Source organism: uncultured Paraglaciecola sp., from assembly GCF_913058035.1.
Taxonomy (GTDB): Bacteria; Pseudomonadota; Gammaproteobacteria; order Enterobacterales; family Alteromonadaceae; genus Paraglaciecola.
On the sequence record NZ_CAJXPA010000135.1, the window covers coordinates 1 to 12,489 of the forward strand.

At 40.8% G+C, this 12,489-nt stretch carries 12 protein-coding genes; 5 read left to right on the plus strand and 7 right to left on the minus strand.

Translation table 11 applies throughout. The features are described from left to right. The first annotated feature begins 66 nt into the window (after nucleotides 1-66). A complete protein-coding gene (locus QZ562_RS15535; protein WP_293761967.1) occupies nucleotides 67-864 on the plus strand; it encodes a sterol desaturase family protein in 798 nt (265 codons plus the stop codon). 52 nt (nucleotides 865-916) lie between these two features. Here QZ562_RS15535 and QZ562_RS15540 read toward each other — a convergent pair whose 3' ends face one another. From QZ562_RS15540 to QZ562_RS15570, 7 genes are read right to left on the minus strand one after another with little or no spacing between them, the layout of a single operon-like run. Further along, nucleotides 917-1,408 (minus strand): DUF3617 family protein, encoded by a 492-nt coding sequence (locus QZ562_RS15540; RefSeq protein WP_293761947.1) that lies wholly within the window; start codon nucleotides 1,406-1,408, stop codon nucleotides 917-919. 11 nt (nucleotides 1,409-1,419) lie between these two features. Next, a complete protein-coding gene (locus QZ562_RS15545) occupies nucleotides 1,420-2,034 on the minus strand; it encodes a CDP-alcohol phosphatidyltransferase family protein (protein WP_293761949.1) in 615 nt (204 codons plus the stop codon). Nucleotides 2,035-2,043: 9 nt separating this feature from the next. Next, nucleotides 2,044-2,694: an ATP-binding cassette domain-containing protein gene (locus tag QZ562_RS15550; RefSeq protein ID WP_293761951.1), complete on the minus strand. Its 651-nt coding sequence runs from the start codon at nucleotides 2,692-2,694 to the stop codon at nucleotides 2,044-2,046. Next, nucleotides 2,678-4,387: an ABC transporter permease gene (locus QZ562_RS15555; protein WP_363315371.1), complete on the minus strand. Its 1,710-nt coding sequence runs from the start codon at nucleotides 4,385-4,387 to the stop codon at nucleotides 2,678-2,680. The genes QZ562_RS15550 and QZ562_RS15555 overlap by 17 nt, the downstream gene beginning before the upstream one ends. Beyond that, nucleotides 4,344-5,522 carry an ABC transporter substrate-binding protein gene (locus QZ562_RS15560; protein WP_293761953.1) on the minus strand — a complete coding sequence of 393 codons (1,179 nt, stop codon included), beginning with the start codon at nucleotides 5,520-5,522 and terminating at the stop codon, nucleotides 4,344-4,346. Before QZ562_RS15560 ends, QZ562_RS15555 begins: the two co-directional genes overlap by 44 nt. Next, nucleotides 5,503-6,345 carry a DUF547 domain-containing protein gene (locus QZ562_RS15565; RefSeq protein ID WP_293761955.1) on the minus strand — a complete coding sequence of 281 codons (843 nt, stop codon included), beginning with the start codon at nucleotides 6,343-6,345 and terminating at the stop codon, nucleotides 5,503-5,505. The genes QZ562_RS15560 and QZ562_RS15565 overlap by 20 nt, the downstream gene beginning before the upstream one ends. Beyond that, nucleotides 6,345-8,486: a bifunctional TVP38/TMEM64 family protein/FAD-dependent oxidoreductase gene (locus QZ562_RS15570; protein WP_293761957.1), complete on the minus strand. Its 2,142-nt coding sequence runs from the start codon at nucleotides 8,484-8,486 to the stop codon at nucleotides 6,345-6,347. Before QZ562_RS15570 ends, QZ562_RS15565 begins: the two co-directional genes overlap by 1 nt. A 564-nt stretch (nucleotides 8,487-9,050) precedes the next feature. Here QZ562_RS15570 and QZ562_RS15575 point away from each other — a divergent pair. The 4 genes from QZ562_RS15575 (at nucleotide 9,051) to envZ (ending at nucleotide 12,417) form a co-directional block, all read left to right on the plus strand. Further along, the gene (locus tag QZ562_RS15575; protein ID WP_293761959.1) at nucleotides 9,051-9,953 is read left to right on the plus strand and encodes a phosphoribulokinase; all 903 of its coding nucleotides are present in this window, start codon (nucleotides 9,051-9,053) and stop codon (nucleotides 9,951-9,953) included. After that, complete coding sequence (locus QZ562_RS15580) at nucleotides 9,953-10,165, plus strand: hypothetical protein (protein ID WP_293761961.1); 213 nt, start codon at nucleotides 9,953-9,955, stop codon at nucleotides 10,163-10,165. The genes QZ562_RS15575 and QZ562_RS15580 overlap by 1 nt, the downstream gene beginning before the upstream one ends. A gap of 144 nt (nucleotides 10,166-10,309) precedes the next feature. Continuing rightward, the gene (ompR, locus tag QZ562_RS15585) at nucleotides 10,310-11,035 is read left to right on the plus strand and encodes a two-component system response regulator OmpR (RefSeq protein WP_293761963.1); all 726 of its coding nucleotides are present in this window, start codon (nucleotides 10,310-10,312) and stop codon (nucleotides 11,033-11,035) included. Nucleotides 11,036-11,115: 80 nt separating this feature from the next. Next, nucleotides 11,116-12,417: a two-component system sensor histidine kinase EnvZ gene (envZ, locus tag QZ562_RS15590; RefSeq protein ID WP_293761965.1), complete on the plus strand. Its 1,302-nt coding sequence runs from the start codon at nucleotides 11,116-11,118 to the stop codon at nucleotides 12,415-12,417. The last annotated feature ends 72 nt before the right edge of the window (nucleotides 12,418-12,489 follow it).

Consider the following 12,489-nt stretch of genomic DNA (forward strand, 5'->3'; position numbering starts at 1 on the left):
GATTATAATATAGAATTTAATTACATATTTCTAATTGATTCACTTAAAGGGCTACCATCACTCACTATGATGAATGATACATGGATTAGGTTAGGAGTTTTCATTACCGTACTCGCTGGTATGATGCTATGGGAGAACCTGAGGCCAAATCGTCTATCGCCTGTGAGCAGAGCTGAACGCTGGTTGAGCAACTTTTCTATGGTTTTACTCGGTACAGTAGCGGCGAGACTGATGATACCCTCAGGCTTGGCAGCTATAGCTATATTCGCTCAAAATAATCACATTGGTTTGTGGAATCATGTTTCAACTAGTCTTTGGCTAAGCGTACTTATCACAGTATTAATATTTGATTGTTTAATTTACTGGCAACATCGAGTTTTTCATCGTATTCCGATGTTTTGGCGTGTACATAGAGTTCACCATGCAGATCCTCACCTCGACGCATCAACAGGATTACGTTTTCATCCTTTAGAAATAGCCCTGAGTTTACTGGTGAAAATTGTTGCCATACTGATAATAGGTGCCCCTGTATTGGCTATTTTGATTTTTGAAGTATTCCTTAATGCTACGTCTATTTTCAATCATAGCAATATCAAACTCCCTGTTAAAGTCGACAAATTATTAAGAACGTTAATCGTGACTCAAGCCATGCACCGTATTCATCACAGCCAAGTGGTGTATGAAACAGACAGTAATTTTGGTTTTAATCTATCTATTTGGGACAGGCTATTTGGTAGTTACACAGAAGAAGCAAAAACTGGTGACGATGGCATCAAATTGGGACTGAATGAGTATTCAAGTCCACAAACCAATACCAGTCTAAAAACTTTGTTGTTGATGCCTTTTCGACGAAAACACAGCTAATCAGTTGAATTAAGTGGTTAAACACCGCGAGGGTTTAAATTTTTTATTTTTATTAGATCCCATTAGGGCAGGTCGCAGATTTCCACTCACCAATAGTTTTAATATTATGTTGACTCATACCACCCATATCGGTATTTATTAGGCTTTCATGGCGCTTTGAGTTAATCGATTTTGTGCTAATAGTTACTTTTGTGGAGCCACTTGCACAAGTCATTACACCATTAAACACTTGGAGGGTACTTTTAATCACTTGCAGCTCACAATCTGCACCTACAGATTTGAATGACGCCTTCATTTGCGCTGCCGGATCATCAAGTGTGTCTTGGGTAATACATTGCTTAATAACGGGTATCTTGATTTTACTTGACATCATTGCACCCGCAGCTGCTCTTTGTTCCAAAGGGATACTGTCTAGGATATCCTCAATATTTATCTGAGCTGTTATTTCCCAATAGCCTAACTCCATATCCAAAGGCACAATTTCAACATCTGCTTTAGCATGACTTACCACAATAATTAGCAATAACACCCATAATTTTTTCATGAAAATCCTATTTAGTTAAGTCCGTTAAGTGTTCGATAACCAGTCACAATTCTCACTCCAACAGTTATGCCACAAGCCGCAGTATAGACTAATGCGATAGGTACAAAGTGCTCTGGGAATAGACAAAATAAACACAACACCACTATGGTTTCGAAACCTTCGGCCAAACCTCCCATGTAATGCATGCTTTTATTGGGGTAATGCGGATTGTCGATATTATGTTTGCTGGCCATGATTGCAAAGGCTAAGAAGCAACTCCCCGTTGCAGTGAACGACAACATTAATAGGCTGCCTGCTATTGCGTTTTGTTCGGGGTGGCTAACGATAAAAGCAAAAACAATTGCCGAGTAAAATATAAAATCCAAACTAATATCTAAAAAACCGCCTGCATCACTAGTATGCGTTTGCCGAGCAACCGCCCCATCTAAACCATCACACAGCCTGTTGAGCAGTATCAGTATTAAAGCTAAGGTAAATTGTTGATTCATAATGGCGGGCACAGCCATTATCCCTAAAATAAAGCCAAAAATTGTTACTTGATCTGCCATGATGCCAAAACGAATCAAAGGTTTGGCTGCTAGTGCTAATGGGAGCCTGAGTATTTTGTTTAATAAGGGGTCAATCATCGATGATTCCTATTTCTTTTCACGATAATAATCAGCCAAACATAACTGCTTGGCTGATGAAGGAATGTCCTCTACATCATGAGACACCATTACAATGGGAATATTCTGGTCGGCCAACTGTTGAAATGCCCAATCCCCCATTTGTTCACGAGTACTGGGATCAAGTGCGGCAAAAGGTTCGTCAAGCAGCATCACTTGGGGTTGATTAGCCAAGGCTCTTATCAACCCCACTCGCGAACGTTCACCACCACTGAGATTCTGTGGATAACGAGCGGCAAGATGTGCTAAGTCGATTTGTTCGAGCATATTGAGTGCTTCTAAACGCCGCTGTTTATTTGAAAAAAACGATGAACTCTTAGGTAATGCAAAACAGATATTGTCTTGCACGTTTAAGTGAGGAAAGAGGTACACGTCCTGCATCAATAGACCCACACGTCTTTTTTCAATTGCCAAATCTGTGATATTAATACCCGATAGCATAATTTGTCCGCTAATATTCACATGTACAGGAATATTACCTAACAGCCAGTGAAGTAAGGTCGATTTTCCAATACCGCTGGGACCAGTGATCATCTGTAATTCACCTTTATCCACATATATATCTGGCAAGGTGATGCACCACTTTTTAGACTCGATTTGGCAATTAATAATGTCTAACACTGTCCTCTCCTATTTTGTCCCTTTCCATATTACTGCCTCCCATACTTCCTCGAAATCTACGGGTTAATAACGCCGCCAAAAAAAACGCCATAAAAGGCAAAAAAGATTGTAGTAACACATATAAAGCAATCAGGTCTTGCTGACTACCAGAAGCAATAGCGACGGCTTCAGTCGTAATAGTCGTTACTCGCCCTGCTCCTATCATCAAGGTAGGAATGTATTGAGCAATACTAACCGAAAATGCTATCGCAAAGGCGATGAAAATGACGGGTAGTAACAACCTAAATCTTACATACCACCAGCTCTGCCATGATGAATAACCAAAACTTGTGGCCAACAATCCATAGCGTGGTTCAACACTCTGAAACGGGCCTTTTAAAACCAAATATGCATAGGCAAACGTAAAGGGTAGGTGCGATAAAACAATCCAACCACTGTGGTAACCTCCTTGGGACCAAATATGCAGTATCTGCCAACCCAATACCATACTTAGCTGAGGTAAAATGATGGCTAGCAACCAATAATAGTCAGGCCAATATTTACCCTTTTGGCGCTGTAATTCTAATGCCAATAAAGCTATCGCAACACCAAATACGCCCGCAAATAATCCAATCAGTAATGAATTTTGTAACGGTAAGGCAAAAAACAGCCATTCGTCTTGCCATAACCGAAGACTTGACTGTGTTATGGCAAAACTATCACGATGTAAGTTAAAGCCAAACGACCACAAAACGAATATCACTACCATCAAAGCGGTCAGTACGCCCGTCATAGGTAACCAAGCTTTAAATACAGGATTAATGATACCAATATGAAAACGGCTACCATGTATTGCCATCGCCTTTAAAGCGATATGGGCAAGCTTTTCATGAGCATATAAAATGAATACCGACACAACTAAAAGTATCATTAGTAAAGCGTTAGCCCAAAAGGCTAACGCCTGATCGCCAACCGCAAAACTGGTTTGCCAACGATACACCGTTACCGCGAACAGCTCAGGGATATTAGGTCCCACTAACAAACTGACATCTACCACCGATAGGGTATAGGCCGTCGCAGCTAACAACGCCAAACGAGATTGTTTGAGTAATGCAGGGAACACTAAAAACCACCAGCAACGATAATTTTGGTAACCCAAAGCGTTACCCTGCAATAGCCAATATTTGATGGGTAATTGGCGACCAATCGCACTGAAAATCAATAGGAAGAAGGGGACTTCTTTTATGACTATGGCAATGATCAAGGTGGGTAAACCTTTGCGGGGCAACTCTGAATCCACAAAAAATACGCTACCGTCGCTAAATAAAAATACTAATCCTAAAGCGATAGCAAGATGCGGTAGGGATAAAAGTGGCGCAAGGTATTTTTCAATAGACTGTAAACGTCGACTTAGGTGGTATTGGCTATAAACCATAAACGCAATATACAAGGATATTAAAGTACTAAATATTGCGCTGAATAAAGTCATAAATACCGAAGTAGACAAACCTTGGTACCCTAAGAAAGACTCCAAATCAGAAAATGTAATTTGCTCATGTGGCCACAAACCAATAACAATACCTAATATTGGCAGTAATGAAATCAAACACACCAGCAACCATCCACTAGCGAGCGCTATTCTCCGTATTCGCGCTGTCGGCATCATCCCATTACCCGCCGTATCGTTGCTGCCATGCGTCCTCAATAAGAACATGCCATGAACTGTGAAGTTCGGGATGAGCAGGCATGATCGCTTTTTCATCGAACAAAGAATTAATCACGGAAGGGTCACCCCATACCCCTGTGAATTTTTCTTTCTGTGCTTTTTCACTCAACATAAAGTTAATCACCACTTTAGCTGCCTCTGGGCTAGGTGCCGATTTTGGGATAGCAAGATTATGGCTATTGGTGATCGCACCATCAGTAAAATAGCGTCTTTCGCTCGTCTCAGATATTTGCTGGGTACTCTTTTCTTTTAACCATTGATTAGGGTTAAAACTCACGGCCATCGAAAGGGCGCTTTGTTGATACAACAATAGTTGTTCAGCAGCCGAACTCGGAAATGCTTTTCCTTGTTGCCACAGATATGGGTGCAGTTGATCTAAGTATTGCCATAAAACGGGTAATAACTGCTCTTGAGCTGGCGCTGTGACCGACAAATATAAACGCGAGTCCGCATTGGTTAAGTCAACTAACAACTGTTTTAAAAAAGTGGTGCCATGGAATTCAGGCGGCCTAGGGTAAGTGATGGTTTGTAGATTATTTTTTGCAATAGTTAACAATGAATTTGCGTTGACTTGTGGCTGTTGAAACACCCCATCTTCAGCAATCAGGTTAAACTGTCCAATACCCCAAGGCACTTCAAAACCATCCATAGGCTCACCAAAATCGACAGTGATAGGTAAGCGATCAACCGCTAAAGAGGCAGTGTTAGGAATGGTTAACCATAAATTACCGAGCAAAAAGCCTTGCTGCTTCAAATATGCAAAATTCTCACCGTTAATCCACATCAAATCAATCGCACTAGTACGGCCATTTTCAGCTTTGAGTCGTGAGACGGGTTCAGAAGGATCAGTCACCTTCACGTGAATTAATTTTATTTGATATTGCTGAGCAATTTCTCTTGTTGCCCAACGTAAATATTCATTCACCGCCTTTGAACCGCCCCAAGCGTAGAGATATACCGACTGACCTTTTGCTACTTCTAAGGTTTGTTGCCACTGTGGATTATTTTTTTCAACAGTGGCGACAGACTTCACTACCACATCAGCATTGGCCGGAGCCGCAAATAGAGATAAAAAACATAATACAACTACGCTGTCCAAATATTTAGAAAGTAGAGATATCATTTAACCGCCAATCATAGTCTAAATAGCGAATATTAAAGTCTTGCTTTTGTAACCACGTCAGTTGTTGAGGAGAGTCGGCCATATCAGCCTGATACAACTTAACAAGGTCTTTAAGACTAGTAAAACCTTGTTGTCCCGTCTCAAAATCTTCACCATACCATTTGAAAATAGAAGAGAGATTTACACGGTTATCACTTAAGTTGATGGTGTTGCGCTGATCGTCGGATAAAAACTGACGCATTTGATCATCAAGCTGTTGACTTAATTGGTCTGCAACAAAAGCTTGGTCTCTCAGCGGTGGGCAACTCACTGCAGCACATACCAAAGCAGCATGTATGCGGGGGCGTTTAAACCATACACGGATCATATCGTGTTCAATATCATCTAAACTGTGTTTCTCCTCGAGCAGAGTAAAAAACGACTGTTTCCATGGGCTAGAAAAAAAACCGCCTAAATCTTTAATCGACTCAACCTTGCCGTTTTGAAACTTTCCATAATTCTGGTTAATTAGCTGCAAAGTAAAGGCATTGTATGCATTGATCAAAAAACTAAGTTGCTCATCGTCTGTCCATAACTTGTATTCGCTTTGTTTGACTGATGATAACGCAGCCAAATATCGGTTTAACTGTTCAGGCTGTTTATTCAGCAGTCCGTAATCGACCCGCGTTTGCCTCTTATTAGGCGACAATCGCACTACATCATTTAACACTTGATTAAACATTTGGTGCTGATGGTCAAAAGCCACCACGGAAGTTGAGCTCAGCATCAAACCCGCTGCCAATAAACAAGAGAGGATTTTTGAATTAACATCTTGGTTATCCATTATGAGCGGCGCCAGGTATGAAAACGCTCAACAAATGCCAACAACTTTTTAGGTGCATGGGCTTGTTTCCAGACTCCTGCTGCATTTTTATTTGCTTCTGCCATAGTTGGGTAAATATGAATAGTACCGAGCAATTTATTCATGCCTAAATTGTATTTCATGGCTAAAACAAATTCAGCTAATAACTCACCTGCATGAGCACCTACTATTGTGGCACCCATTATTTTATCTTTACCGGGCACAGTCAGTACTTTTACAAAACCACGAGCATGATCGTCTGCTAAAGCTCGGTCTAAACCACCGATATCATAACGTGTCACTTCATATGCTAAGTTTTGCTCCTGCGCAGCGGTTTCATTTAAGCCTACCGTAGCTATTTCTGGTTCAGTAAATGTGGCCCAAGGTATAACACGGTAATCCACTTTGAATGTTTTAAAGGGTCTAAACAGTGCATTTACCGCCGCGAACCAAGCCTGATGTGCTGCTGTATGGGTAAATTGGTAAGGCCCCGCCACATCACCTGCAGCCAAAATATTGGGATACTTAGTTTGTAATAATTCATTGGTCACAACAGTGCGATTAGTTTCGATACCTAACTTTTCTAAACCAAACCCAGTTAAGTTAGCTTGTCGTCCCACAGCAATGAGTATTTCATCGAAGGGCAGTTTTTCTTGCTCACCATCTTTTTCAAGCACAATAAACTTGTCGTCAGCTATCTTTTCAATCGCAATAGCTTTGGTGTTTAAACGCACATCGACTCCGTCTTTAATGAGTTGTTCGTATAAGTGCTGCGCTGCATCTGGATCTTCTTTTGCTAATAGCTGGGATAACATTTCAACTTGTGTGACCTGAGTACCTAATCGACCGAACGCTTGAGACAACTCACTGCCAATAGGACCCCCACCTAACACAACCAAACGTTTTGGTTGTTCAGTTAAATCCCACAACGTATCTGCAGTCAGGTAATCAACATCTTGTAAACCAGGAATAGGTGGCACAAATGCACTAGCCCCGGTAGCTATTACAATGTTTTTAGTCGTTAACGATTGAATGCCGTCTGCGGTTTGAATATCGACCTGCCAGGGAGACACGATAGTTGCGCTACCTGTGACTACATTTACACCTAAAGACTCATAACGTTCGATTGAATCATGTGGTTCGATAGTTTTAATCACACTATGAACTTGGCTCATGACCGCTTTAAAATCAATTTGAGGCGCTGCGTAACTTACACCTGTTTTTTGTGAGTTCTTATGTATATTTGCCAGCTTGCTGGCGTGTAATAAACTTTTTGAAGGCACACAACCTGTGTTTAAACAATCGCCACCCATTTTGTGTTTTTCTACTAAGGTTACTGATGCTTTGACTGCGGCAGCTATATAAGCTGTCACTAATCCCGCCGCTCCAGCTCCAATTACCACTATATTGCGGTCAAATGTCTTAGGTTTCTGCCAGCCTTTATAAACTCTGCGTTGTTTAAGCATATTGATAATGAATTTAGCAATAAGAGGAAATAACCCTAACAAAACAAAAGATAAGATCAGATCAGCAGAAACGATATCTGCAAGGGTATTAATCTCTACAAGCTGAAGACCCGCATTCACGTAGACAACTGTGCCTATCAACATGCCTACTTGGCTTACCCAATAATAGGTGAGGGTTCGAATACCTGTGACGCCCATGACTAAATTGATTACAAAAAATGGAAACAAAGGCACCATTCTCAAACTGAGTAAGTAAAACGCACCGTCTTTTGCAATACCTTCATCAATCGCTTTAATTTTATTAGAAAACGTTTTCTTAACCCAATCTCGCAACAAAAACCTAGAAACTAAAAAAGCGAAAGTAGCCCCGATAGTCGATGCAAACGAGGCCAACAACAATCCCCAACCTAGCCCAAATAATGCGCCAGCACCTAGGGTAAGAATTGCAGCACCAGGCAAACTAAGAGCTGTGACTACTACATACAATAGAAAGTAGCCTATAAATGCTTGAAACCAATTCTGTTGAATAGAATCGGCTAACTGTTGTTGATTTGATTTAAGACTTTCGAGAGTCAGATATTGACCTAAATCAAAAACAAAAAAAGCGCCTATCAAACCTATAACGATGGCTAGAAGTATTCCGCGTTTAAAATTCATAGCGTTGTTGTACCTTAATTTTTAATAAACGATGTAATAATTAGTTAACATAAGACTCAATACGACTCAGATATTAGTTGTAACAAACAAAGACCAAACCATAAGCGCATTTATTTCGTGATGATAATGAACGAGTTGAATATTATTGTGAAAACACACTTTGCACAACAGCTCGTAGTCTTAGCATCGCACATTATACAAGGTATTGTTTGCAAGACCTTACTGGTCAAGACTTAAAATAGGATTAGCGACAAGTTTGACTAAGGCATAACAATTTATCTTATTTTTGCACAGCCTAAGTTCAAGGTAACTTTTACCACACAATCTGAAAAATCTAAGAGTGCTCCTCGTAAACAAAACTGTTGAGAGATGTAGGGCCTTGACAAGCCTTGAGCTCGTTGAAAATGATAGCAAGTTGCGCCGCTAATTACTGCCAAATGACAACTTAACACCAAATTCAAGGTGTTTTTTTAGGCTAACTATCTTAATCAAAAGGAACTAACGCTTGACCACTGTGCCAAGCTTGCTTATAAATGACCTTTATTAAGCAGCAAAGTGCGTTGAATGTCAGTTAAACACCCCATAATCGCTATCACTGGTTCGTCTGGTGCAGGCACAACTATGACTACCAATGCTATTCGACACATATTTCGTAATTTGTCAGTCAATGCAGCGGTGGTGGCTGGAGATAGCTTCCACCGGTTTACGCGACCTGAAATGGAAGTTGCGATCCGTAAGGCACAAGAGCAGGGCAGGCACATCAGTTATTTTGGGCCCAAAGCCAACGACTTTGAGATGCTCGAGTCTTTATTTACTGAATATGCTGAAACCGGCATGGGTAAACACCGCCAATATCTTCACACTTTTGATGAAGCGGTACCTTTTAACCAAATGCCCGGTACTTTCACTCCTTGGCAAGATTTACCTGAAAACACCGACGTACTTTTTTATGAAGGATTACATGGTGGTGTCACCAACGATGATGTCGACGTAGCCAAACACGTTGACTTATTAGTTGGCATGGTACCCATAGTTAACTTGGAGTGGATCCAAAAAATTGTTCGTGACACTACAGACCGTGGGCATTCTCGCGAAGCGGTTATGAGTAGCATAGTGCGTAGCCTCGATGATTATTTTAAATTCATTACTCCACAGTTTTCACGGACTCATGTTAACTTTCAAAGGGTACCCACAGTCGATACGTCTAATCCCTTCAGTGCCCGCGAAATACCCAGTCAAGACGAAAGTTTCGTAGTGGTGCGTTTTCGCCGCGAAATGAAGAGTGTTGATTACCCCTACCTACTCAAGATGATTGACGGCGCGTTTATGTCACGAATTAATACTATTGTAGTGCCTGGTGGAAAGATGGGCCTAGCTATGGAGCTTATACTGATGCCACTTTTAGAAGAGTTATTGGATAAAAAACGCCGCGCCGGCTTTCAGATGGATTGGGTAAGTGATAAATAATGCTGAAGCCAATCAATACTGAACAAAAACTCCCCATTAAAATCCGTATTTTAATTGGTATTGTTGCTGTTCCATCATTAATTTTAGCCGCTATGATTGTTTCAATGCTTATCAATCAAACAGCCGGCAAAATAAGCTTTTTTGAGGTGCTATATTCCTTGGTGGGTGTTTTCGCCATGTATATTGCTTTAACTGGTAAAAAATTCTTTTAAGTTCATTTTCTATCACACCTTAAGACTGGTTGCCTATGACAAACTTTGTAACAATCCAAATGTGTTACTAATCAACGCAACCTTTTGAATTAGCTGGCTTTCACTTATAGTGTAGTCTGGCATGCAACTTATTTGGATTAGGTTATGGGACAAGAAACAACAAAAATTTTGGTCGTCGATGATGACATGCGTCTACGCAGTCTTCTAGAACGTTACTTAGTTGAACAGGGTTTTCAAGTCAGAGCCGCAGCTAATTCTGAACAAATGGACAGATTGTTAGAGCGTGAAAACTTTCATCTTATGGTACTAGATCTGATGTTACCTGGTGAAGACGGTTTGTCTATTTGTCGACGTTTACGTCAAAAAGAAAACGGAATTCCCATCGTAATGTTGACCGCTAAAGGTGATGAAGTAGACCGTATTATTGGCCTAGAAATGGGCGCTGACGACTACCTACCTAAACCGTTTAATCCCCGTGAGTTACTCGCTAGAATAAAGGCAGTGCTTCGTCGTAAAACAACTGAACCACCAGGCGCACCGTCTCTTGAAGAACAAATTATTGAGTTTGGTAAGTACTCACTTAATCTAGGTACTAGAGAAATGAGTACTGAAGGCCAGCCGATGACTCTCACCAGTGGTGAATTTGCAGTGCTTAAATCCTTGGTTACTCATCCTAGAGAACCTCTGTCTCGTGATAAACTAATGAACCTAGCACGAGGTCGTGATTATAGTGCGCTGGAACGTAGTATTGATGTGCAGGTATCACGCCTACGCCGAATGCTAGAAGAAGACCCTGCAAATCCACGTTACATTCAAACCGTTTGGGGTTTGGGTTATGTGTTTGTACCAGACGGTGAAAATACGGCTTAACCTCCGTGATTAACTTACATGATTACATCCACAATCTTACCCGTACCTTCACTCGTACTTACACCCGTACATTTACTTAAGTGAGATTTCTACCCAAAAGTTCTTTTGGTCAGACGGTCTTATTGATTGGTATCTTACTGTTTATTAACCAAATTGTATCTTTGGTTTCAGTAACCTTTTACTTTGTTAGCCCTAATGTGCAGCAAATTAATAATTTGCTTGCAACACAAATTAAGTTAGCTTTTGTTGAGGATATCGACAGTCAAACGCCTAAATTAGATCCACGCTTTTACCAAGCCGCTGGTATGCATATATATAATCAGTCAGAAGCCATTAACAATGGTTTAGAGCAATCCATCCCATATCAATCTTGGTCAAAGCAAATGTCAGATAGCTTGGGTGGTGAAGCACAAGTCAGGATAACTCATGGCGAACCTTACCTGTATTGGATAAACCCGCCACAAAATCCTAATATTTGGATCACTATTCCCATGGTTGGATTGGGGCAAGGCGATGGTTCACCGCATTTAGTTTACTTGCTAATGATTGGTATTCTAAGTGTTGGCGGTAGTTTAATTTTTGTACGACGCTTAAATCGCCCCTTAAAAGCCCTACAAGATGCGGCCTTATTAGTAGGCCGCGGGCAAGTGCCTAAGCCCCTAAAAGAAGAAGGTTCCAGCGAATTAATAGCAGTAACTCATGCCTTTAATCAAATGTCCAAGGGTATTAAACAACTCGAAGATGACAGAGCGTTGCTGACTGCTGGCATATCTCACGACCTACGCACACCTCTAACTCGTATCAGATTAGCTTCAGAAATGTTACCTAAATCACAAGACTGGGTGAAAGAAGGCATAGTTCACGATATTGAAGATATGAACGAAATCATTGATCAATTTATTGATTATGTGCGCCAAGATCAACAAGAGTGTATGCAAGCAAGTAATTTAAACGATCTTATCAGAGACGCCGCACAAATCAGGAATATAGAAGAAAACCATGAAATTATTTTAGATCTTGGCTCATTACCAAAAACATTAATTAGGCGAGTGGCCTTAAAAAGAGTGTTAGACAACTTAATCGAAAACGCCTTTCGTTATGGCAGTAACAATATTGAAATCACTTCTAGACATTATAAAAAGGAAAAGCAGTTATGTTTTTCTATTCGCGACTTTGGCTCTGGTATCCCAGAAGAACAGATACCTGGCCTTTTTGAACCTTTCACCCAAGGCGACAAAGCACGTGGAAGCCTCGGTTCAGGGCTCGGTTTAGCCATTATTAGACGTATAGTTGAAATGCACTCGGGGGAAGTGACGTTGAAAAATCATCCACAAGGAGGGTTAGTTGCTTCTGTGTTTATTGGTTATCAGGTAATAGGTTAGTCGAACTTAAGTTACCCATTTATTAAGAGACTGATACGATGGCCAATCTACGATAACTGACAGAAATAGTAT

Coding starts and splice junctions, on each gene's coding strand:
- QZ562_RS15535 (WP_293761967.1), top strand. CDS start 67: ATGATGAATGATACATGGATTAGGTTAGGAGTTTTCATTACCGTACTC.
- QZ562_RS15540 (WP_293761947.1), bottom strand. CDS start 1,408: ATGAAAAAATTATGGGTGTTATTGCTAATTATTGTGGTAAGTCATGCT.
- QZ562_RS15555 (WP_363315371.1), bottom strand. CDS start 4,387: ATGTTCTTATTGAGGACGCATGGCAGCAACGATACGGCGGGTAATGGG.
- QZ562_RS15570 (WP_293761957.1), bottom strand. CDS start 8,486: ATGAATTTTAAACGCGGAATACTTCTAGCCATCGTTATAGGTTTGATA.
- QZ562_RS15575 (WP_293761959.1), top strand. CDS start 9,051: ATGTCAGTTAAACACCCCATAATCGCTATCACTGGTTCGTCTGGTGCA.
- QZ562_RS15580 (WP_293761961.1), top strand. CDS start 9,953: ATGCTGAAGCCAATCAATACTGAACAAAAACTCCCCATTAAAATCCGT.
- QZ562_RS15560 (WP_293761953.1), bottom strand. CDS start 5,522: ATGATATCTCTACTTTCTAAATATTTGGACAGCGTAGTTGTATTATGT.
- ompR (WP_293761963.1), top strand. CDS start 10,310: ATGGGACAAGAAACAACAAAAATTTTGGTCGTCGATGATGACATGCGT.
- QZ562_RS15565 (WP_293761955.1), bottom strand. CDS start 6,345: ATGGATAACCAAGATGTTAATTCAAAAATCCTCTCTTGTTTATTGGCA.
- QZ562_RS15545 (WP_293761949.1), bottom strand. CDS start 2,034: ATGATTGACCCCTTATTAAACAAAATACTCAGGCTCCCATTAGCACTA.